The organism is Pelovirga sp. (genome assembly GCF_059864205.1).
The window spans coordinates 13,311-33,629 of sequence record NZ_JCBCBS010000109.1 but is presented as its reverse complement, the minus strand read 5'-3'; the positions used below and the strand labels follow the sequence as shown (position 1 = coordinate 33,629).

The window sequence follows — 20,319 nt, the reverse complement described above, 5'->3', positions numbered from 1 at the left end:
GTCAACAGTGACTGGTGTTGAGCCGCCAGCCCGACTGCGGCAGCCGTCCGTGTCGAACAGGTCGGGCGGTCATCGATATGGACCAGAATGCTTTTATAATTCATGCCGAAGCTCCTGTTGTTCTACTGTATTAATATCAGGCATCTGTTCAGCACCGGGTCGTTGAATCCGATGTCAAGGGACGCGATTGTTTCCCGTTGGGTCATCCATGACCGCTTTTTGTCGCCGTCCATGGCGACAAAAACCCTTGCCACAGGATTCAAAGGCCCTGCGCAAGGATAGAGCTGAATAGTTACTTGAATATAAATAATATATCCGTAGCTGATTTCTGCCAGACCCGCCTCAAAATAAAAAACACACACAATAACAGCTAGTTTCAGCGGCACAACCAGGTATTTCCAGTAAAAACTGTATGTGCCCATTATACATAACTGGACCTGGTGGGCCCTGCGCAACGGCTAATCCTGCTGGAAAAGACTGAGTAATTTCGGCTAGCTAGATACATATAGCGGAAACCGCCGGAGTTGGCACAAAGCCTGCTTATACAAGGATGTCACCATTGAACAAGGAGGTCATCATGAAAAACATTTTCCGTATTTTTATCGCGCTGTGCGCTCTCACCTCCACGGCTTTTGCCGCCGCTCCCGCCAGCGGACCGGGAGGTGGTCTGCTTATCTCCCTGTTTATCGGATTTTTCGCGCTGATTATTATCTTTCAGCTGGTACCGGCAATCCTGATGATGATAGGCATTTTGCGAGGACTGTTTGGTCGCGATCGCAAAGAGGTCAAGGCTTCTCGCTAGACCACCATTTTCTGCCAAGAAAGGTAACGGCCATGCAAGGACTACTTATAGCAAATAAAAGCCGACAGGCGCGCGATGCGGTTGCTGAGCTCTTTAAGGAAGACAACTATCATATTATCAAAACAGACGTTGTCGCTAATGCCCTGGAGAAAATCATCAACAGGGAGATTCAGGTCGTTGTGCTTGACGGCGAGTACGATGAAGACAATGTTGTCAAACTGATACCGCTGCTTAAAAAATGCAATCGCAATATTTCAATTATTCTGGTCACCGACGATATGCCGATGAATCTGGTACGCAAGATTCGTCAGGAAGGGATCTTCTACCATGCCTTGCGCTCAGCAACGGAAGATCACCATGAAGAGATCAAACAGGTTGTTCGCTGTGCTTTCAAAAAATATTCTGAAATCGCCGGCAACAATCGTTTCAACTTAAAGGAAGGAGCCATGATGCCGATCAGATCCCTGTTCTCTACCCTGATGTTGACATTGCTCGTTGCCACCCCGGTACTCGCTGTTGATACCAGCGTTACCTACAACAGTGGCTTGTTGATATTACTCTTCGTCGGATTTTGCGCGTTGCTGATTGTTGCCCAACTTGTGCCCGCCCTGCTGGCTCTGTTCGGCATGACAAAAACAGCAGCGAAAAATTTCGCCGATCAGAAGCAAAACCGCGTTTATGTCAAGATGAGATAATCTTTTAGGTTGGTGGCAGCCGGTTAAAACAACACAGAGCCCATGACTCCAACCGTCGGTGTCATGGGCTCTGTGTTGTTAACCTGTTAACTTCCCGCCCTGGTAATAGCGCAGACAATATTATTCCGCTAATTTATCGAGTTCCTCAAGTATCCCTTTTTGTTCCTGAATTTTTTCATGATAGTAGTTCCAGACATAGTAACTCTGCAAACTCAGGATCGTTAATCCGACGGTAAATATGGCCCAGAAGTTCTCCTGCAACCCCCCTGAAAAATGATAAAAAAGAAAAAAAGCACAGAGATATGCAAAGTGTGACAGGGAGTTTTTGGGGGGCTTGTTACTGGCCATCTGGGTCAATAACAGGATCAGGGCAGAGAATCCGTAAACAACCAGAGCCCAGTTGATATAGTTGATAGGAGGTCCTGCGCCCAGTAGATTTCGAATACCGTCACTCAAGGAGGGCAAAAAATCGAAATTGCGGAAGGCGCCAATACTTAGGGCGGTAAAAAAGGCCAGTATCCAGAGACCGGTACCGGACAACAATTCAAAACGCTTGATTTTATTTTGAACCTGCTTCTGCAGTGGACTTATATCCGGCAGCGGTTCTTCATTTGTCTGCTTGTTCGTCTCTGTCATCGCCACCCCTGACTGCTTCGACCCTGTTCAGTCGTTGCAAGGCTTCATCACGCTGCTTAACCAGCAACCGAAAATCGCTGCCCAGACGACTCAATTTTCGATTCGGCGGTGATAATTCAGACTCCGGCGCCCCCTTGCCGGCCTTTTCCATATCGTAGGCCAGTTGCAGAATCGGCAGAAACAGATTCATGCGCAACAGCGCCGCTACGCCGCCAACGGTCAGGAACAGCACCATGATGCTGAACACTATCATTCGGGTTCTGAGTACGGCAAGGGTGTTTTCCAGATGGGAACTGGAGAATCCCAGACTCAAAAATCCAAGAACCGGCTCGACCTCATCGTGAAAATGGCATGAGGTGGAACATTTCGGCTCGTTAAGGATCGGTATATTGACCGCAATAAACCCATGATCATGATCTACTTCATGTTGAGTCAGCTGACGATCAAGAAGGGTTCCCCGCACAATATTTGACGACCAGGCATCTACCTTGACAGCAAAGGACCCCGGCGCGGTCACCCCTTCCATGTCGGAAAACTTCGGCTGACTGGCCAGGTCATAAATCCTGATCCTTTCAACTTCCGGAAGCTGATTGACATTGGAAAGAATATTCCTCAATGAGTCGCGATCATCTTTCATCATGGCATAGTGAGTCGCCCTGACAACCGTTTCAGCCAGCCCATCGACATGGCGAACCGCCTCAGCTGTCATATCAGCCTTAATAAATGAATACAAAAACAAACAGCCGAAAATAACAAATCCCGTCACCGCAATGGTCACCGGGACAATAGCTCTGGCTATCAGGTTATCGAACATAGGCCTACTCCTTGCCCTGCGGAGGGAAAACTGTTGTACGGTACCGACGGCAACCTCGCAGCTGCCGTCGGTTAAAGCTTTCCTGCAAAAACTGCTAGCTATCTACTCCTGATTTGTACTGGTAGAGAATCGGCAGTCGGTTCAAAATAAATCGGTATGTTGCAATATACAGCGCAAAAATAGTAATTGAAATAATGATCTCAAACACATGGGGCACCTCCTGGTAGAGCTCCCAGTTAAAAGTAATCAGAGAGGTATTCAGGCGGTTTAGCAAAATACCCAGGACGGTGATCAAGGCACCAAGACGACAGAGAGCAACATTTTTGTGATGAATGCCAACGCAAAAACTAATCAATGCCAGCACCACCCCGAAAAAGATCTCAAACAGCCACCAGGCTCCCCAGCCGGTCGCCAGATACGCCCACTCATTGTCGTGAGCAACGGCCAGAAATTTGATAAAAAGATAGGTAATAAGCCCCATAGCGGCGCCCTTGGCCAGTGAAATGGTAATCCGATCAAGGCTTTCAATAAATCGTTTATCACAGCGCCATTTCATCGTATAGATAACAACTGTGCTGACGCAGATGACCATGGAAAGACCAGCGGGGATAGAAGACACAAAAAAGTGTATCCATTGAAAAGGTGCCGAATACCAGAGCGGATGGACTTTACCGGGCGCGTAAACAAACAAGGCTCCCAGGGCGCCCTGGTGCAGGGTTGACAGAATAATACCTGAGACGGTCAGGCCAATAGTTCCCTTGCGAATAAACTCATAGCCGCGCCGGAAGCCAATCCACTCAAAGAAGGCGGTTGAGACTTCCGCAATCTGGACCGACAGGTAGGTGGCAACGTGCCAGCCAACCAGAAAGAGAACCGCAGCCGGCCCGAAGGAATAAACCATGGGATATGCCAACCGCCACGGCTGGCCTAAATCGACGAGCAGATAAACAACGGCAAAGAAGTATCCCAATAAACCGTTGAGCAACGCCAGACGTTCAATCGGCTCAAAATCATGACGGCCAAAAATCTCGACAGTCGTCCCCAGCATGAATCCCGATGCCGAGAGCGGAACCATACAGAACAAACCAAAGCCAAGGAGCAACCCCCAGGGATATTCATAAGAGCTGTGGGTCACAACACCCAGCCCAAAAACAAAACGATAGATAATTAGAGGAACACCGACAATGAAAATGGCGGCCAAAAGCCAGTTGAATTTGTTGCGTATAACCTGTTGAACATATTGATCTAAGGTCAGTCCAAGAAGAAGTTTTTCCATCAAACTCCATTTCTTACCGTCTACCCTTGTTGCTCCATCATGAGGCTTGATACCCTCTTTTAGTAAGGTCTTCATTATTCGTGGCCCTCCTGTCCATCATGACGGTGATTATCTGCATGCCCATGCGACTTTCCCTTGGTGGAGAGCAGATGGAATCCAGTAAAAAGAGCCGGCCAGATCGCCAGCACCATCGGCACGATAGCAAGGAAATCCTTGACATTATTGATAATCGGCTCGTTGGGAAGAGAAACGTTAAAGCCTGCTTCCTTAAAGGGCACATGGGACAGATAAAGCCAGCCGGTACCACCGACTTCTTTGTCCCCATAAAGGGTCTCCACATATTTTCCAGGATTTCGTCTCATCCGATCATGGGCAATCTTGATCAGTTCCTGACGCTTGCCAAATAGCATCACCTGCTGGGGGCAAATCTCGACACATGCTGGAGCCTGTCCATTTTTCAAGCGGGTGTCGTAACAGAAAATACATTTCTTGATAATTGGGTTAAAAGCTGAGCTATAGCTGAAAGCTGGGATATTAAAGGGGCAGGCAACCATACAATTTCGACAACCAACACACACCTTGTCATTATAGGTGACGGCTCCCTCCGGGGTTTTCTTATAGGCATTAACAAAACAGGAAGTTAAACAGGCGGGCTCATTACAATGATTGCATTGAATCTTCCGATAGACTTTCTCCCCGTCAGCCTGATCGTAACGGTTAACGACGGTATAGGCTTTTTCAGTCGGACGACGATGCTGACCGTGCGGGCGCTCATCAAAGACCGTATAGTCATCAAAGGCCTTGTCCGGTTCCGGCAGGTTCTGTTCTTTATTACAGGCCGCCTCGCAGCTGCGACAACCAACACAGCGAGTCATGTCCACCAGCACACCAAGGCCATCTGGAAATCCCGACAGATTGGCTCCAAAGGCCTTTTTGGCGGGCGCCATTGCAATCGCAGCCCCTCCTGCTACGCTACCAGCTAAAAATTTTCTCCTGGAAATATTACACATAACCAAATCTCCTTGGTTGAAATTTACTCATCTCCCACGATCAGGATTATTACAGCGGAGCGTCACCTCAGTGCGCCGGGTCAGTGCGCCGGGGCGAACATGCCGGAGTTGAAAAACCTGTCTCCCGCTTCTGTTCTGGCATGACAATCCTGACAACCGGTCGGAGCCCCCATCTGCTGATGACAGCCGAGACAACTCAGGTGATATGCTCCTTTCAGGTCAGGCTTATCATCATGAAAAACAAAAGCCGCTCTTTCCTGCTGCATACTGCCGGCGGTAACCGGTTCTTTTGAATGACAACCCTGGCATGAAACGGTCGCAGCAGACTCGTCAGCGCTATGACAGCTGGCACAGTAGGTATTGATTACCGGCATACCCGTCGTGTGGTGATGACATGTGGCGCACCCTTCTGAAACCATGACATGCAGATCATGATCAAAGACAACCGCCTGATAATGGTTCGCTAGAATATCAATATAAATTTCTCCCGGATAACTTTCTGTTGCATAACAATTCATGAAAAGAGAAAAGAAAAAAAGCAGCGCTAGCGCTCCTTTCATGATTGTTTTAGCGGAATTTGCCATAGTTTCTACTCCTTGCTATTTGTTCAGTGAACAATCAAACTTGCCGAACATTGCATTTAATTTAACTTTTATTTTTATTGTTTCCACCATGGATATATCGGTAAAATATAGGAAATATAGCGAACAACAATAAACAAATTAGATATTCAAGCCCTTTGATGTAGGTATAAAAATCAACTACTGTGTAAATTTGTTCAACTTGTCCGACCGTTAAAAAAAAATCAACCATGGCAGGTGCTCCTTCTTTTTGAATAGGCAGTTTTTTCAGTGAATAAAATCAATAAAACAAAAAACAAAAAATAATCATCCAGATGTTTACAAAATTTTCACTCCCTCGGTTGAGCTCGACTGATCAGGTCATTGCGATCATCTGCAGAGTGCGTGCCAGACCTGTAAACAGCTTGCCAATGGGCCGTATCTTCTTGTTTTCATTGTACTTTGACATAACAAGAGACTACGCAAGAGAAAAAATGGAGGGAAGATGACAGGCCGCTTAGTGTATTTTTCTTTTATACACTGGCCACATTAAAAACCGGAAAAGAGCTCAAGAATTACGTCAAGACACCGAAACCAGGCGGTCATAACCAATAAATATTATTTTTATACAGTGCTTTGCCGACGGAATACCGAAGGAACGATATCTTGCCCGTTGTAGTTTTTTGTTGCGCATCCCAACCAATGGTCGTCGCTCATCCCCTGAACCAGCGGCCGTCAACAGTCATCGATGCATCTTCACCTGGTGCCAGGGCAGGCCATCCGCAGGAGATCATGCCCCGCTCGATGAATATAAAATTTATACACCAGCATCAATAAAACAGATCAGTCAATCCGTTTTCCGATAGATAAACTTTATTTTTGATGTATCAAATATAAAATTTATACGCCAAACTTATACGCCGAACCTTTTACTCTGCTAACCAGCTATCACAGAGTTAAGGCTTGACTCGCTGTATACCTCTTACTAGCATCACATCTGTTTTTAGCGGGAAGCTTCTGCGCTCACCGACAGATGCGAAACAAACTCTCAGGCCTTAACACCACCTCATATTGGCTTGAAAATTGCTGCCGGAGGGATTCACCCGGTTCATGACACAAAGAATCCGGTTATTCTTTCGATTCTATCCTGCAGATAAACGGAAAGGTGATGTTGGCAGCATGGGTGAACATACTATGCATAAAATTCTGGTCATTGATGACGAAGCCGTCATTCGCGAGGGAATTCGCCAGACATTGAACCTCGAAGGGTTTGAGGTTGAAGTCGCTGCTGACGGCAAGGCAGGTCTTGAAAAATTACAGAAAAGCGACTTCAGCGTGGTGATCAGCGACCTCAAAATGCCGATCATGAACGGACTGGAAGTCCTTAAAACCATTCAAATTTTACAGCCCGATGTGCCGGTAATCATCGTCACCGGATTTGCCACCATCGACTCTGCTGTCGATGCCATGAAAAACGGCGCCTTCGAGTATCTGACCAAGCCCTTCCTGCCGGATCGTATTGTAGAAAAAGTTCAGGCAGCTATCCGCCAGCGCGTGCAGGAACAGAGACTGGAGAAAACGGATACTGACAACACGGCCCTAAAAGGAATCTCTGCGTCATTTATTGGCCGAAGCACGCCAATGCAAAAGGTTTTTCAACGCATCTTAAAGGTTGCGCCAACCAACAGCACCGTCCTGATTACCGGTGAAAGTGGAACGGGCAAGGAACTGGTCGCTCGCGCCATCCACAGCAGCAGTACCCGCAAGCAAGAAGTTTTTGTCGCCGTTGATTGCAATTCATTACCGGAAAATTTGCTGGAAAGTGAGCTTTTTGGTCATGTCAAAGGCTCATTTACCGGGGCGACCCACTCAAAACCCGGCCTTTTCTGTATTGCCAGTGGCGGCACCCTTTTTCTTGATGAAATTGCCAACCTGAGCATGGCGACTCAGGCCAAGTTGTTACGGGTTCTTCAGCAACGCGAAGTCACCGCTATCGGTGGCACCAAAGCGACGCCAATTGACATCCGCCTGGTTGCAGCCACCAATCGCGCCCTGGACATCATGGTTAAAGAAGGCACTTTTCGCGAGGACCTTTATTTCCGCCTTAATATCATTCCCATTGGACTTCCGCCCCTGCGCGAACGCAATGGTGATATTCCGCTATTGATCAACTACTTTCTGCACAAATTTTCCAAGGAGATTGGCAAGGAAATCAAAGGGCTTTCTACCGATGCCATGACGGCTCTAGACCAATACCCCTTTCGCGGCAATGTGCGCGAACTGGAAAACATCATCGAACGGGCGGTGGTATTGACGCAAGGAGAGATCATCCAGCGGGAGGTTCTGGAATTACCGGAAAATGGCGACAGCCCAAGCAGCGATGAACAAAGCCCGGCACCCTTGAACAGTGAAGAGCTTAAGGAGGCCAAGCGCAGGGTGCGCGAGCAGGCAGTTGAACCAATTGAAAAAGCCTTTGTTCTGGCCGCTCTGGAAAGAAACCAGTGGAACGTCACCAAAGCCGCAGAAGAAACAGGAATGCTCAGGCCAAACTTTCAGGCCCTGCTAAAAAAGCTGGGAATCTCGATTAAAAACCATACCTCATAGTAACGCTACTTACCGATCAGACAAGCGTGACGGGCCCCTCAATTGGTCGAGGTATCATCTGCAGCGTCCTCCGTCTCCCGGGAGCTCCCTGCCTTGACCGGAAGCTCGATGATAAAGCGGGTTCCCTGCCCCAAGGTACTCTCTACTTTGATATTGCCACCATGATTTTTGATAATGCCGTAGGAAACCGACAGTCCCAGGCCGAGCCCCTTCTGAGCCTTGGTTGAGAAGAAGGGGTCAAAAATCTTGTCAATATGCTCCTGGTCAATCCCCTCGCCATTGTCTTCGATCCTGATCTGCGCCAATCCTCTTTCTTCAATGTACTCACTCGCCACTACCAGGACACCACCTTGCGGCATGGCCTGAGCGGCATTAATAAACATATTCAGCAGAACCTGCTGCCATTGATCCACATCAAGTTCAATTTCGGGAAGATTGGGATCAAGTCGACAGTCAATCTCAACATCCTGAAAAAAAACCTGATAGGTCACCAACGCGATCGTCTGTTCGATAATCTTGTTAAGCGCTGAGGGTTTCTTCTCGGGTATTGATTCCCGGGCAAATTCGAGTAATCCACGCACAATTTTGGCGCACCTGTCGGTCTCTGTCATTATCAGTTTGAGATTTTCCTTAACCGGAGGAGGAAGGTCGGGATGTTTCGCCGATAGGGACGAAAACATCAGGATGCCGGTCAACGGATTGTTTATTTCATGGGCGATGCCGGCCACCAGCTCACCTAGCGAAGCAAGTTTCGCCGACCTGATCAGCTGCTCCTGCATCTCCGACATCGCCATTGTGCGTTCATTTACCCGTTGTTCAAGGGTATTCGTCCATTGCTGCAGCTCGGACTGAGCCCGCTGCAGGTTGTCCGCCATCAGATTAAACGACCTGCCCAACTCACCCAGTTCATCCCTTGTCAGGCTTTTCACACGAGCGCTTAAATCACCCGCAGACAGTGCCGCCGTTTGCTCAAGGAGCTTTTCTATTGGGGCCTCAATCAGTTTTCTGGTTAATAAGCCATGACACAGAATCAGGGCAAGCAGCATAAAGACGATCATTATAAGAACATCGCGTTCGTGCATTTCCGTCAATTTTTCCAGCTGTTCGATAGACACAGCCATGTCAAGAACGCCGATCTTTTCCTGATCGGGTGGATGAACATGGCAAGCGGCGGTGAAACAGCCGGGATCGTTGTAAATACCTCGGGTAACGTTCATATAGCGCCCGGCGACCATCTGTGTTCGCTCTTCAACAGGAACATCAACAAGAGCCTTAGTGTCGGCCACATGGCAGAAGGCGCAGGAGTCATCCTGCATATCCAAAGCGGTCCCGACTTCCGCGATATTCGTTGAGAAACTGACAATCCCTTCGCGCCCAAGAATGCGGATCCGCTCGATCATTTGGCTTTCACTGACTTCTTCCACCAATAACTGAAGATGGCGACGATCATCTTCCATCATTAAATGATAGGAGTTTCTTAAAATCAGATCGGCCAAGGCATCGGCATCGTTCATAGCGATCTCGGCAAACAGACCCTGAACTTTGTTGATATGGAAAAAGGTCGAAACAATCATGACGACCAGGAGAACCAAACCAGAAAAAAAGCTGTATCTGATGGCCAGACGAATGCGCATGAACGACTCCCGAATTCTATCAAGGGCATTGAAAACTAGGTTCGAGGCAAGCACTGCACCGCCCCATTCCTTTACAACACCAGCAGACTCACACCCCTTGTTCACATACACTAATTATGCCAATAATAGATTTGCCCTTCCGCTGGGAGTCGCGCCACAATCAACTTCGCGGTCTGGCAATCCGCCCCAGCGAACAACCGATACCGACAACACAGAGTCCGCTGAAAATCAGCAGCGCCAGACGCATACTGGCAAGAAACTGCTGTTGGGTTGCAGCTGTTACCGGCTGATCATTCATCAGATAGGTAAAGATCAGGGTAATGATCATCATACTGGTCATCATCCCGAGGGTACGCATGCTTGAATTGAGGCCCGATGCCACCCCCAGATATTTGGGTTCGACACTGCCCATGATCAGACTGACGTTGGGAGAGGAGAAAAAGGCAAATCCGAGCCCCATCAATACCAGCAACAGATAAACCACCCTCAGGGCAGATTCAGCCTGAAGGGTCGAGGCAACGGCCAAACCCACAGCACACAGGGCCATCCCGGTGGTAGCCACATAGGAGGCCGGAATCCGGTCGGACAAACGTCCGCAGAAGGGAGAAAAGAGGGTCTGGACAATCGGTTGAACAATCAAAATGAGACCGGCCTGGGATGGGCTCATCCCTTTGACATATTGCAGATAAAGACTCAAAAAGAAAGTGACACCGAAGGTTGCCGCGTAATTGAACAGGGCGGCCAGGTTGCTTAAGGCAAAGACCCGGTTATTGAGCAGCAATCCAAGATTAAGCAGCGGATAGGGGTGACGTGACTGCTGAAAAAAGAACAGTCCGAGCAGTAGATTGGCCAGAACCAGGGTCGCCCAGGCCCAATCGCTGTTGCTTAAATTGGTAACACTGATCACCAGTAGCATCACCGCTGCCGCGTAGGTTATGGCGCCACGCCAGTCGAAGGGCTCACCACTGGCCTCGGCCCATTCGATTTTGATTTTGAGCCGGGTCACGCCCCAGGTCAGCAGGCTTAAAGGGAAGATCAGATAAAATATGGAGCGCCAGCCCAACAATTCAACCAATAAACCGCCAACAAAAGGACCACAGGAAATACCGGCATAAACACTGGCGACGGCGATTCCCAAGGCCCTGCCGCGCTCGGCCACGGGAAAGGTCGAAACCAGCATCGCCATGGTTGTCGCCATCACCATGGCACCGCCCATCCCCTGTAAAAAGCGCAGGACGATGACAGTTTCAATCGACCAGGCCTGGGAAATCAGCCCCCCCATCCCGCCAAAAACGAGCAGTCCGCTCTGGAAAATTCGGCGCCGCCCGTGGATATCGCCAAAGCGCCCCATGGACAACAGAAAAATCGACGCCGACAGCACGTAGGTAGTTTCCACCAGTCCCAGTTGCAGGGCGCTGGCATGAAATTCTCGACCAATGACCGGCAGGGCAATCCCCACTGATGACATCATAAAGGGCATGAGAAAATGAGCCATGCAGACGGCAAACAACACCGCAGAACGTGAAACCCCCTGGCTCATTTGCGCTGTCGACGCGCTTTTTTCTGCTGCCCGGCCCTGAGCAGTTCTCCCAGGGTTCCCATTCCAGCTCCAGTAGAGTCCTCGCTGTAACTGGTTTCGGTAACCTCATCGGCTGCTCCAGCCAGGGCCAGGGAAATACGCTTTTCACTTTCATCAATTTTTTCGATCACCACCTTAAGCTGCTGCCCGACCCTGAACAGATCCTGGGGGTGGCGGATGCGCTGCCCGTCCCCCATTTTGGAAATATGCAGTAGCCCGTCGATCCCTTCTTCGAGGGTGACAAAAGCCCCGAACTGGGCCAGGCGGCTCACTGTGCCGGAATATTTTCCACCGACCTGATAGCTGCTGCCGACTTTGAGCCAGGGATCGGCCAGGGTGTCACGCAAACTAAAGGAGAATCTATTTTCAGCCCAATCGATTTTTTTAACGATCAGATCCAGCTGCCGGCCAACCTCCAGAACTGTGTTGATATCTGCCACCCGACCGTAACTGATCTCGGAAATCGGCAGCAATCCTTCAATCCCGCCGATATCAACAAAGGCGCCAAAATCACGCAGATTGGTGACTGTACCAGTGACCATCTGTCCCTCTTTAAGCGTCTGGCGCAACGACTCGCGCTGCTCCTTCCGTTCTTCATCGAGCAGCATCCGGTGAGAAACGACAATATTGCGTCCGCGTTCCCCAAACTGGGTAATACGAAAGGATAAAGCACGCCCGATCAGTTCACCCGCGTCAAGCGGCCGCAACCCGACCTGGGAAAAAGGGCAGAAGGCACGCACATTGCCGGGCAGGGCGACCTCATACCCCCCCTTGATCTCTTTGTCGATCCGCCCCTCAACCGGAATACCGCCCTGATAAGCCTGCTGCAGTTGTTCCGTTCCTGAGCCGGAACCACCGATCTTGGTGGTGAAACGCAATTCACCGTCCTTGCGCGAAATAAAATACACACTGATCCGATCCCCAACTGCCGCCGCTAACTGCCCCTCGGCATCGAGCAGTTCCGCCGTCGCCAGCACCCCCTCGCCCTTTTGACCGACGTCAAGAAAAGTCCACTCAGAGCCTGTTTGCAGAATCGTTGCGGTGATCTTCATTCCCGCTTGCAGTTCCTGTCCGACCCCGGCCAGACTCGCTTCAAACATGGCGGCAAAGTCCTCATCGTCCATGCCCATTGCTTCGTCGTTGTTGATATCATCATTCATGTTATTCATCCTTTGGCGATTAGGCTGATGCTCATATGCGTCTCGCCGGCAAGACTACCTTGTTTATCCTTCCCAAGTAAACGCTGCAAATGGACTTGGTGTCGTGTCGCCGAACCTGCTATCTTTACTGTTGGTTGCGTAGGTTAGAAAGGGCAACATCAACAACCGTGAGGAGCCATGAAACCCAAAAGCTGGCTGGAAAGCCTCAACTGTGCCATCGAGGGTATTCTCTGGGCGGCCAAGAGTGAACGCCATATCCGCTATCACCTGGTCGCGGCCCTGGCCGTGCTCTTCCTCGCCCTGTTCTTTCGTGTATCAGCACTGGAATTTTTTCTGCTGGTGCTGGCCGCTCTGCTGGTGATTTTTGCCGAGATGATCAATACTGCTATTGAAACCGTCGTTGATCTGATTTCCCCGGATTATCACGAACTGGCCAAGCTGGCCAAAGATATTGCTGCCGGTGCGGTGCTGGTCACCAGCGTCGGTGCCGTGGTGCTTGGTTATCTGGTGCTGTCCGGCCATATCTTCCCCTTGTTTGACCGCTCACAAATCCTCACTCGCGAACCGGGAGGGACGATACCCGTCGGCGCTCTGCTGGCGGTTATTATTCTGGTCATTCTGCTCAAGGCGCGCTTCAATCACGGCTCTCCCCTGCATGGCGGCATGCCCAGCGGTCACTCTGCCGTCGCATTTTCTATTGCTGTATCGACCATGCTCTCCGGCGCGGGGCTGCTGATCGGTTTGCTGGTGTTGATTCTGGCGCTGCTTGTCAGTCAGAGTCGGCTGATCATGGCCATCCATACCCCGCGCGAGGTTTTTCTCGGGGCACTGCTGGGATCAGTGGTCACCCTGTTAGCGTTTCTGCTGTTTGGCTGAGCCCGGCCCCCCTTAAAAGGAAGACTGATGACCATTTCAGGTAACCCGAAAAAATTTGCCCAGGCAGTGTCCGAAGGTTTTGTCCGCCTTTCACCGCCCATGCTCAAAGGCCATACCCCGGGCCAGCTCAAAACCCTGCTCAGCAATCTAGAAATGGTTCAGCGCGAACTGCGTCAGCTGCAGGTTGCCCTTGAAGATGTCGACGCGGTTAAACAAAAAAACTACCGCATGACCCGTCTGAGTCAGGCCGAGCTGGTGTTGCGCAGTTTCTGTAAAAAAATGCGCATCCCTCTTTAGTAAAACAACTGACCTGGTAATACCCTCTGCGCAATTACACATAGACAAGTGCAGATATTCAACCTTGCGACGAGGTGCTTAGCGGAGGTACACTGCCTTGGTAATCATCTAACATCCGCCATCATCCGGCGTTGGAGAGCTTATGTCGTTGTTCACGAAAACAATGGTTCGCAGTTTCTTTATTGTTCTGGTGCTGCTGTGGCAGACAGCGTCCATCGGTTTAGCTGATGAGCCCCTTAACACCAACCGCGCCCGTTTACTCGGCCATATCCTGCATCAGCAACTGGGCAGTCAGCATTACAACCAGAAACTCAGCGAAATTCAGCTATCGCAGACCGCTTTCGACCTCTATTTAAAACAGCTCGATCCACAAAAACGCTTTCTGCTTCAGGAAGATGTCGAACAGTTACAGGTTCACCGCAACCAGATCGACAACGCCATTCGCCGTGGACGGCTGGATCTGCCCCTGACCGGCAGAGAACTCTTGCAGGAAAGGATCAGACAGGTACAAACCCTCACCGCAACGATCCTGGATGAACCCATCGACCCTGACGCGGATGAGGTGATCGAAAACGACCCGGACAAATATGAATTTGCCGCTAATCTCAGCGAGCTGCGCGAACTGTGGCGCAAAAACATCAAATTTCAGCTATTGAGTCGTTATATCAGCCTGCGTGAAAATGACATCGGTCTTGATGAACACGGAGAATTACTGCCGGTTGATAAAGAATCCCACGCCGAGCTGTTGGACAAATCGCGTGACAATGTCGCCAAGGCTCACAACACCTTCTTGAGCCGGATGCTGGCGGAAACCGAGCAGGATCATTACGACCGCTATCTTGACTCTATCGCCCGCGCCTATGACCCTCACACTAACTACATGCCGCCGACCAGCAAGGAAGATTTCGATATCCAGATGAGCGGGTCATTAGAGGGAATCGGTGCGACCCTGCGTGATGATGACGGCTTTATTCGCGTGGTTCGGGTGATTCCCGGCGGCGCTGCGGCGCGCCAGGGGCAACTGGAGGCGGACGACATTATTCTCAAGGTTGCTGAAGGAACTGCCGAGCCGGTTGAAGTCACCAATACCCGCCTGCGCGATGCCGTATCGCTGATTCGCGGCAAGAAGGGAACCGAGGTACGCTTGACCCTGCGCAAACCGGATGGACGCCGCCTGATGGTACCGATTATTCGTGATGTTGTCGAAATCGAAGAATCTTTTGTCAGAAGCACTTTGATTGACGGGATCAATGGCGCCCGCATCGGCTATGTAAAAATCCCCTCATTTTATCGTGATCACAGCGGCAAAACCGAGCGTAACAGCACAGACGATACTCGCGATGAACTGCTTCGGTTAAAGGAACAGGGAATCTCCGGGCTCATCCTCGACCTGCGCAATAATGGTGGTGGTTCCCTGACCGATGCGGTCAGCGTGACCGGCCTCTTTATTGACGGTGGACCGGTGGTTCAGGTGCGTGACAGTTCCGGCGCCATTCGTTCCATGCGTGATGATAATAAAAATGTTGCCTACGATGGTCCGATGATCGTGCTGGTGAACCGTTTCAGCGCCTCAGCGTCAGAAATTCTGGCCGGTGCCCTGCAGGATTATGGCCGTGCCCTGATCGTCGGCGATGAACACACCCACGGCAAAGGCACGGTTCAGGCGGTTCTTGATCTCGATCGCTTTGTCAGATTGCGCGGCATGTCCCAGTACATGCCCTTGGGAGCGGCCAAGGTGACGATTCAGAAATTCTACCGAATCACCGGTGAGTCAACCCAGGAGCGCGGCATTATCCCCGACATCATTCTCCCTTCGCGCCTTGATGGCCTTGAAAGTGGTGAAAAATATATCGAGAATGCCCTTCCCTGGGATCGGATTGATCCTGCGAAATTCAGCTCCTGGAAGAGGCCACCAGATAACCTGGAAAATCTGCGTCAACGCAGTCTCGAGCGAATTAGTAATAACAAAGAGTTTGTCAGCATCATCAAGGCCGCACAGCGTTCCGCCGAGCGCCGTCAGCAAACCACCCAGTCCCTGCAGCTTGAAACAATGCTGAAAGAACGCCGCCAGTTGCAGGAAGAGCAAAAGAGCCTTAACACCCCCCACGGGGTGATTTCGCCGAACATGGATAATGGTGACAAAAGTCGGGAGGAGGCGCTGACCGAAGTCCTGAACGATGACCCCTATGTCCAGGAAGGCAAGAAGATCCTTAACGATCTGGTATCGGCATTTGCGTCAGTCTGACTTTTTTGTTGCCTTACCTCAACCGCCCTGCCGAAGCCATTAATCGCTATTCGCCAGGGCGGTTTTCTGTTACTCCTTCAGGGTAGCCAGGATGCTTGACCCCATCTCTCTGATCAACGAGAAATAGGCCTGCGGACCTTCTGCCAGATTCGCCCCCAGTGGATCAAGTACACCAGCTTCGGCCCCCGTTCCTTCCAGCACCGTCGCTACAATGCGCGATTGAAACTGCGGCTCACTAAACACCGCGCGCGCACCAAGTTCACTGATTTTACTGCGCACTTCCTGCACTCGCCGCACCCCCGGGGAACGCTCGGTGTCGATAGTCACCGAGCCAACGGCGTTCATACCGAAATCCCGTTCAAAGTACTGATAAGCATCATGAAAGACAATGTATGGAACCTTAGTCACTGGGCGCAACTGATTCTTAACCTCATGGTACAACTGGTCAAGCTTGGTGATTAATGAAGCGGCATTTGCTGCATAGGTCGCCGCATGATCCGGATCAACGGTCATAAGCTGTTCTGCAATCAGTGTGACTATCTCTTTGGTTAGCAGAGGACTTGTCCACAGATGATAATCCCATTCTTCGCGGTCATGTGCGTCATGGCCGTGTGCGTGATGCCCTTCCCAGGTTCCGCCTTCTCGGATCGTCAGCATCTTTGACCGGAGTTGTTCCGCTATTGCCAGCCGCTGCGCTTTTTCTCCTAGATTGACTAAAGGTCGAACCAAAAAAGTTTCAAGACCCTCACCAATCCAGATTACCAGATCAGCATCTGCCAGCATCCGCGCTTCTGACGGACGCAACGAATACCCGTGAGGGGTACCGGCACCCTTAATCAGCAACTGCGGAGCACCAACCCCCTCCATGATCGCAGCGGTAAGGGAATGTATCGGTTTAATACTCACAACTACTTTGGGACTCTGAGGCTGCTGGGCCTGTAGCGGCAGGGCCAAACCAACCAGCAACAACAGGAACAGAAAGCGTCTCTTCATTGTTTTTCTCCGGAGAATGAATTAGGATAGGAGCCAGAAGTGAAATGTTATATTGTACCATTTTATAAGTCAAGTAGCACCGGAGATAGTCAATGCACCTTTCTTATCCATCTGTTTTTGCTGATTCGGCCCATGACCATCAAGGTTGTGTAAACCGCGCTTTCGCAGAGGCAGAACAGATCTGCCATGAGCAAGGACAGCGCTTTACAACCATTAGACGTAAAGTTTTTGAATTGATCTGGCAACAGCACAAACCGATCGGGGCCTATCAGATTCTTGAAAACCTGCAGCAAGAGTCGCGCACGGCGCCACCAACTGTTTACCGGGCCCTGGACTTTTTATTGAATCTTGGCCTTATCCACCGCATCGCGTCGCTGAACGCTTTTGTTGGCTGTGTCCGTCCGCGAGTAGCACACGAAGGCTATTTTTTGATTTGCACCAGCTGTAAAACCTGCGCTGAGCATGATTCCAGTACCGTTACCCGATCTATTCGTCAGAATGCCCGGCAATGTGGTTTTGTTGTGAAAGACAGTGCGGTTGAAGTCATGGGGCTGTGTCCCAAGTGCTCTTCAATGAAGGAGAAGCAATGACCGCCATCGCCTCATCCTTGTTGATAGCTCATGATATCAATCTGACCCTCGGCAACAACCAGCTGCTGGACAACGTCAGCCTGGCCATTGAACCGGGGGAGATAGTCACTGTTATCGGACCTAACGGTGCCGGCAAAACAACCCTGCTGCGTGTTGTTCTGGGGTTACAGCAGCCATCATCCGGTACCATCGTCCAGCGCGCCGGATTATCCATCGGTTATATGCCGCAACGCCTCGAGCTCGACGCGACCTTCCCTCTCTCAGTTAAACGTTTTCTCTCCTTTGCCGGTAAAGGGCTCGGAGAAACTGATCTGTGCGCCGCTCTTGAGCAGACCGGTGCCCTCCACGTTCTCACTGCGGCCATGCGTCACCTCTCCGGCGGCGAAGCGCAACGGGTACTGCTGGCCCGGGCGCTGTTGCGCAAACCCGACCTGCTGATTCTCGACGAGCCGGTGCAGGGAGTTGATGTTCATGGCCAGATCGAGCTCTATCAACTGATCGGCCAGATTCGCAGCGAACAGGGATGTGGGGTATTGATGGTCTCACACGATCTGCATCTGGTGATGGCAGCTACCGACCGGGTTCTCTGTTTAAATCGCCACATCTGCTGCAGCGGCACCCCCGCCATGGTGACCAGCGACCCCGAATACCTGAAAATGTATGGTCAACTTGCCCTTTACCAGCACGATCGCGTTCATCATCTCGATCGCCACGAAGGCTGTTCCCATGTTCGATGATTTTATCCTGCGCGCCCTGATCGGCGGCCTCGGCGTAGCCTTGATTGCCGGGCCATTTGGCGCCTTTGTGGTCTGGCGACGGCTCGCTTACTTTGGTGACACCCTTGCCCACTCTGCACTTCTTGGTGTCGCACTTGGCTTTTTGCTTTCTATTAACCTCACTCTTGGCGTGATTGTGGTATGTCAGCTCCTCGCCCTTCTACTCTTTATCGGTCAGCGCCAGCGCCTGCTGGCCAACGACACTTTACTTGGTATCCTGTCCCACGGCGCTCTGTCGCTGGGATTGGTTGTACTGGCATTTATGCCCAACCTCCGCATCGACCTGATGGCTTATCTGTTCGGCGACATCCTCGCCATCGGCATAACCGATCTGCTGTGGATCTACGTAGGCGGCGGTACGGCTCTGGTGGGTCTGTTGTGGCTCTGGCAACCGCTGCTGGCGATCACCATTCATGAGGATCTGGCGCGGGTCGAAGGAATTGCAGTGCAACGCATCAACAGCCTGTTTCTGGCGCTGATTGCCCTGACGGTGGCGGTGATGATGAAGGTGGTAGGGCTGTTGCTGGTCACTTCCCTGCTGATCATTCCAGCAGCTACGGCGCGCCGCTTTGCCGGCAGTCCTGAGGGGATGGCGTTGCTAGCCGGCGTTTTTGGCTGCTGCGCTGTGACCGGTGGATTGGGCGCATCCTACTACTGGGACACACCAACCGGCCCCAGTATTGTCGTGGTCGCTTGCGTCATTTTCCTGCTATCGATTCTGGTCCCTGCCGGAAATTAACCCAGGCCTGTTCGTAACTGTTCAGCACTGGCAAGGATGGAGCTTTATCGTTACGCCTGTTGTAGACTTATCAGCACAGTGAACTCAATTTCTCGTCACTGAGGAGCAGTCGGTAGAGCATATCAACCCGGATCATTGGCATTCCGGCGGCTGCAGCCTGACGCAATGGAACCGCATAAATCGCTTCCAGCTCGAGGGGGCGGCCCTCTGCGCGATCGATCTGCATACTTGGACGATAGTGATCCATCTGATCAGTGAAGGCTATCATCTGGGCACTGAACTCCGGCCCGGCAATCTCGCGACTCAAGCCCTGGGCATTGGCTGCGACAATGACCTCCAGCATCAACTCCTGCACCAGCTCACGAGTTGACTCAAAGGTCAGTATTTCGGTCACATCCTTGTCCAGCAACGCCGACAAACCATTGAAAGGGATATTCCAGACCAACTTCTCCCAGCGCGCCCGGCGCAGATCCGCGACCGCCTCACAGGGGACTCCGGCAGACCTGAACATGGCCGCCAGCGCCTCACTGCGCGGGGTCAAACCGGCGGCAAATTCCCCCAGGCGAATCCTTCCTTCGCCGAGATGATGGACCTCGCCAGGCTCACCGCGATTGCTGCACAAAAAAGCAATGCCACCAAGAACCCGCTCCGATCCAAAGGCCGCGGCCAGGACGTCCTCGTTTCCCAGGCCATTCTGCAACGTCAGGATGGCGGTTGTTTTTTTTAATAAAGGGCGAATCAGCGCAGCCATCTGATGGTTGGCAAAGGTCTTGAGTCCTACAATTACCAGATCGACCTGCCCGATCTCTGCCACAGCCGGGTAAGCTTTGACCTGCGGCAGGTGAAAATCCCCTTGAATCGAATAGACTGTCAACCCGTGCCTGACAACAGCATCATAGTCTCGCCGCAACAGGTAATGAACATCAACACCACTGCGCTGCAACATGGCCCCATAGTACAGACCCAGTGCCCCAGCCCCAACAATGGCAATACGCATGATTACTCCTCCTTGCTAAGGGGAAAGCAGCTAACA

19 protein-coding genes are annotated in these 20,319 nt (G+C 51.1%); 9 read left to right on the top strand and 10 right to left on the bottom strand.

All coding sequences use genetic code 11. From position 1 onward, the window contains the following. Positions 1-577: 577 nt before the first annotated feature. Positions 578-802, top strand: a complete 225-nt coding sequence (locus AC6F7T_RS07155; RefSeq protein ID WP_500717385.1) for a hypothetical protein — start codon at positions 578-580, stop codon at positions 800-802. A 32-nt stretch (positions 803-834) separates the two neighbouring features. Further along, the gene (locus AC6F7T_RS07150; protein ID WP_500717384.1) at positions 835-1,497 is read left to right on the top strand and encodes a response regulator; all 663 of its coding nucleotides are present in this window, start codon (positions 835-837) and stop codon (positions 1,495-1,497) included. A 120-nt stretch (positions 1,498-1,617) separates the two neighbouring features. On the opposite strand, the gene AC6F7T_RS07145 is transcribed toward AC6F7T_RS07150, so the two are convergent. The 5 genes from AC6F7T_RS07145 to AC6F7T_RS07125 all read right to left on the bottom strand — a co-directional run bounded on the left by AC6F7T_RS07145 (position 1,618) and on the right by AC6F7T_RS07125 (position 5,817). After that, positions 1,618-2,133 carry a menaquinol oxidoreductase gene (locus tag AC6F7T_RS07145; protein WP_500717383.1) on the bottom strand — a complete coding sequence of 172 codons (516 nt, stop codon included), beginning with the start codon at positions 2,131-2,133 and terminating at the stop codon, positions 1,618-1,620. Then, on the bottom strand, positions 2,105-2,947 hold the full coding sequence (locus tag AC6F7T_RS07140; protein WP_500717382.1) for a HAMP domain-containing protein: 843 nt from the start codon (positions 2,945-2,947) through the stop codon (positions 2,105-2,107). The genes AC6F7T_RS07145 and AC6F7T_RS07140 overlap by 29 nt, the downstream gene beginning before the upstream one ends. 94 nt (positions 2,948-3,041) lie before the next feature. Then, entirely contained in the window at positions 3,042-4,298 is a 1,257-nt protein-coding gene (locus AC6F7T_RS07135) for a polysulfide reductase NrfD family protein (RefSeq protein ID WP_500717381.1), read from the bottom strand. Then, complete coding sequence (locus AC6F7T_RS07130; protein ID WP_500717379.1) at positions 4,298-5,170, bottom strand: 4Fe-4S dicluster domain-containing protein; 873 nt, start codon at positions 5,168-5,170, stop codon at positions 4,298-4,300. Before AC6F7T_RS07130 ends, AC6F7T_RS07135 begins: the two co-directional genes overlap by 1 nt. A 143-nt stretch (positions 5,171-5,313) precedes the next feature. Continuing rightward, positions 5,314-5,817, bottom strand: a complete 504-nt coding sequence (locus AC6F7T_RS07125) for a cytochrome c3 family protein (protein WP_500717378.1) — start codon at positions 5,815-5,817, stop codon at positions 5,314-5,316. A 1,155-nt stretch (positions 5,818-6,972) separates the two neighbouring features. On the opposite strand from AC6F7T_RS07125, the gene AC6F7T_RS07120 reads away from it, so the two are divergent. Next, positions 6,973-8,397: a sigma 54-interacting transcriptional regulator gene (locus tag AC6F7T_RS07120; protein WP_500717377.1), complete on the top strand. Its 1,425-nt coding sequence runs from the start codon at positions 6,973-6,975 to the stop codon at positions 8,395-8,397. Between the two features lie 38 nt (positions 8,398-8,435). Here the strand turns inward: AC6F7T_RS07120 and AC6F7T_RS07115 are convergent, their stop codons facing one another. The 3 genes from AC6F7T_RS07115 to AC6F7T_RS07105 form a co-directional block, all read right to left on the bottom strand. After that, a complete protein-coding gene (locus AC6F7T_RS07115; RefSeq protein WP_500717376.1) occupies positions 8,436-10,031 on the bottom strand; it encodes an ATP-binding protein in 1,596 nt (531 codons plus the stop codon). A gap of 160 nt (positions 10,032-10,191) precedes the next feature. Continuing rightward, positions 10,192-11,571: an MFS transporter gene (locus tag AC6F7T_RS07110; protein WP_500717374.1), complete on the bottom strand. Its 1,380-nt coding sequence runs from the start codon at positions 11,569-11,571 to the stop codon at positions 10,192-10,194. Next, positions 11,568-12,770, bottom strand: a complete 1,203-nt coding sequence (locus AC6F7T_RS07105) for a S1 RNA-binding domain-containing protein (protein ID WP_500717372.1) — start codon at positions 12,768-12,770, stop codon at positions 11,568-11,570. The genes AC6F7T_RS07110 and AC6F7T_RS07105 overlap by 4 nt, the downstream gene beginning before the upstream one ends. 177 nt (positions 12,771-12,947) lie before the next feature. On the opposite strand from AC6F7T_RS07105, the gene AC6F7T_RS07100 reads away from it, so the two are divergent. The 3 genes from AC6F7T_RS07100 to AC6F7T_RS07090 all read left to right on the top strand — a co-directional run bounded on the left by AC6F7T_RS07100 (position 12,948) and on the right by AC6F7T_RS07090 (position 16,188). Further along, complete coding sequence (locus AC6F7T_RS07100) at positions 12,948-13,646, top strand: diacylglycerol kinase (protein ID WP_500717370.1); 699 nt, start codon at positions 12,948-12,950, stop codon at positions 13,644-13,646. A gap of 27 nt (positions 13,647-13,673) precedes the next feature. Next, positions 13,674-13,943 carry a hypothetical protein gene (locus AC6F7T_RS07095; protein WP_500717368.1) on the top strand — a complete coding sequence of 90 codons (270 nt, stop codon included), beginning with the start codon at positions 13,674-13,676 and terminating at the stop codon, positions 13,941-13,943. Between the two features lie 142 nt (positions 13,944-14,085). Continuing rightward, positions 14,086-16,188: a carboxy terminal-processing peptidase gene (locus AC6F7T_RS07090; protein ID WP_500717367.1), complete on the top strand. Its 2,103-nt coding sequence runs from the start codon at positions 14,086-14,088 to the stop codon at positions 16,186-16,188. Between the two features lie 69 nt (positions 16,189-16,257). Here the strand turns inward: AC6F7T_RS07090 and AC6F7T_RS07085 are convergent, their stop codons facing one another. Continuing rightward, positions 16,258-17,181, bottom strand: a complete 924-nt coding sequence (locus tag AC6F7T_RS07085; RefSeq protein WP_500717365.1) for a metal ABC transporter solute-binding protein, Zn/Mn family — start codon at positions 17,179-17,181, stop codon at positions 16,258-16,260. Between the two features lie 92 nt (positions 17,182-17,273). Between AC6F7T_RS07085 and AC6F7T_RS07080 the strand changes: the two genes are divergently transcribed. From AC6F7T_RS07080 to znuB, 3 genes are read left to right on the top strand one after another with little or no spacing between them, the layout of a single operon-like run. Beyond that, positions 17,274-17,771, top strand: coding sequence for a transcriptional repressor (locus tag AC6F7T_RS07080; protein ID WP_500717363.1), 498 nt, complete (start codon positions 17,274-17,276; stop codon positions 17,769-17,771). Next, on the top strand, positions 17,768-18,508 hold the full coding sequence (znuC, locus tag AC6F7T_RS07075) for a zinc ABC transporter ATP-binding protein ZnuC (protein WP_500717362.1): 741 nt from the start codon (positions 17,768-17,770) through the stop codon (positions 18,506-18,508). Before AC6F7T_RS07080 ends, znuC begins: the two co-directional genes overlap by 4 nt. Further along, a complete protein-coding gene (znuB, locus tag AC6F7T_RS07070) occupies positions 18,498-19,286 on the top strand; it encodes a zinc ABC transporter permease subunit ZnuB (protein WP_500717360.1) in 789 nt (262 codons plus the stop codon). The genes znuC and znuB overlap by 11 nt, the downstream gene beginning before the upstream one ends. Positions 19,287-19,356: 70 nt before the next feature. On the opposite strand, the gene AC6F7T_RS07065 is transcribed toward znuB, so the two are convergent. Then, the gene (locus AC6F7T_RS07065) at positions 19,357-20,283 is read right to left on the bottom strand and encodes a putative 2-dehydropantoate 2-reductase (protein WP_500717358.1); all 927 of its coding nucleotides are present in this window, start codon (positions 20,281-20,283) and stop codon (positions 19,357-19,359) included. Positions 20,284-20,319: the final 36 nt, after the last annotated feature.

What these genes read in the sequence shown, in the direction of transcription:
- znuB (WP_500717360.1), top strand. Translation starts at nt 18,498, where the DNA reads ATGTTCGATGATTTTATCCTGCGCGCCCTGATCGGCGGCCTCGGCGTA.
- AC6F7T_RS07110 (WP_500717374.1), bottom strand. Translation starts at nt 11,571, where the DNA reads ATGAGCCAGGGGGTTTCACGTTCTGCGGTGTTGTTTGCCGTCTGCATG.
- znuC (WP_500717362.1), top strand. Translation starts at nt 17,768, where the DNA reads ATGACCGCCATCGCCTCATCCTTGTTGATAGCTCATGATATCAATCTG.
- AC6F7T_RS07120 (WP_500717377.1), top strand. Translation starts at nt 6,973, where the DNA reads ATGGGTGAACATACTATGCATAAAATTCTGGTCATTGATGACGAAGCC.
- AC6F7T_RS07100 (WP_500717370.1), top strand. Translation starts at nt 12,948, where the DNA reads ATGAAACCCAAAAGCTGGCTGGAAAGCCTCAACTGTGCCATCGAGGGT.
- AC6F7T_RS07135 (WP_500717381.1), bottom strand. Translation starts at nt 4,298, where the DNA reads ATGAAGACCTTACTAAAAGAGGGTATCAAGCCTCATGATGGAGCAACA.
- AC6F7T_RS07145 (WP_500717383.1), bottom strand. Translation starts at nt 2,133, where the DNA reads ATGACAGAGACGAACAAGCAGACAAATGAAGAACCGCTGCCGGATATA.
- AC6F7T_RS07155 (WP_500717385.1), top strand. Translation starts at nt 578, where the DNA reads ATGAAAAACATTTTCCGTATTTTTATCGCGCTGTGCGCTCTCACCTCC.
- AC6F7T_RS07130 (WP_500717379.1), bottom strand. Translation starts at nt 5,170, where the DNA reads ATGGCGCCCGCCAAAAAGGCCTTTGGAGCCAATCTGTCGGGATTTCCA.
- AC6F7T_RS07065 (WP_500717358.1), bottom strand. Translation starts at nt 20,283, where the DNA reads ATGCGTATTGCCATTGTTGGGGCTGGGGCACTGGGTCTGTACTATGGG.
- AC6F7T_RS07150 (WP_500717384.1), top strand. Translation starts at nt 835, where the DNA reads ATGCAAGGACTACTTATAGCAAATAAAAGCCGACAGGCGCGCGATGCG.
- AC6F7T_RS07125 (WP_500717378.1), bottom strand. Translation starts at nt 5,817, where the DNA reads ATGGCAAATTCCGCTAAAACAATCATGAAAGGAGCGCTAGCGCTGCTT.
- AC6F7T_RS07095 (WP_500717368.1), top strand. Translation starts at nt 13,674, where the DNA reads ATGACCATTTCAGGTAACCCGAAAAAATTTGCCCAGGCAGTGTCCGAA.
- AC6F7T_RS07140 (WP_500717382.1), bottom strand. Translation starts at nt 2,947, where the DNA reads ATGTTCGATAACCTGATAGCCAGAGCTATTGTCCCGGTGACCATTGCG.
- AC6F7T_RS07085 (WP_500717365.1), bottom strand. Translation starts at nt 17,181, where the DNA reads ATGAAGAGACGCTTTCTGTTCCTGTTGTTGCTGGTTGGTTTGGCCCTG.
- AC6F7T_RS07115 (WP_500717376.1), bottom strand. Translation starts at nt 10,031, where the DNA reads ATGCGCATTCGTCTGGCCATCAGATACAGCTTTTTTTCTGGTTTGGTT.
- AC6F7T_RS07105 (WP_500717372.1), bottom strand. Translation starts at nt 12,770, where the DNA reads ATGAATGATGATATCAACAACGACGAAGCAATGGGCATGGACGATGAG.
- AC6F7T_RS07090 (WP_500717367.1), top strand. Translation starts at nt 14,086, where the DNA reads ATGTCGTTGTTCACGAAAACAATGGTTCGCAGTTTCTTTATTGTTCTG.
- AC6F7T_RS07080 (WP_500717363.1), top strand. Translation starts at nt 17,274, where the DNA reads ATGCACCTTTCTTATCCATCTGTTTTTGCTGATTCGGCCCATGACCAT.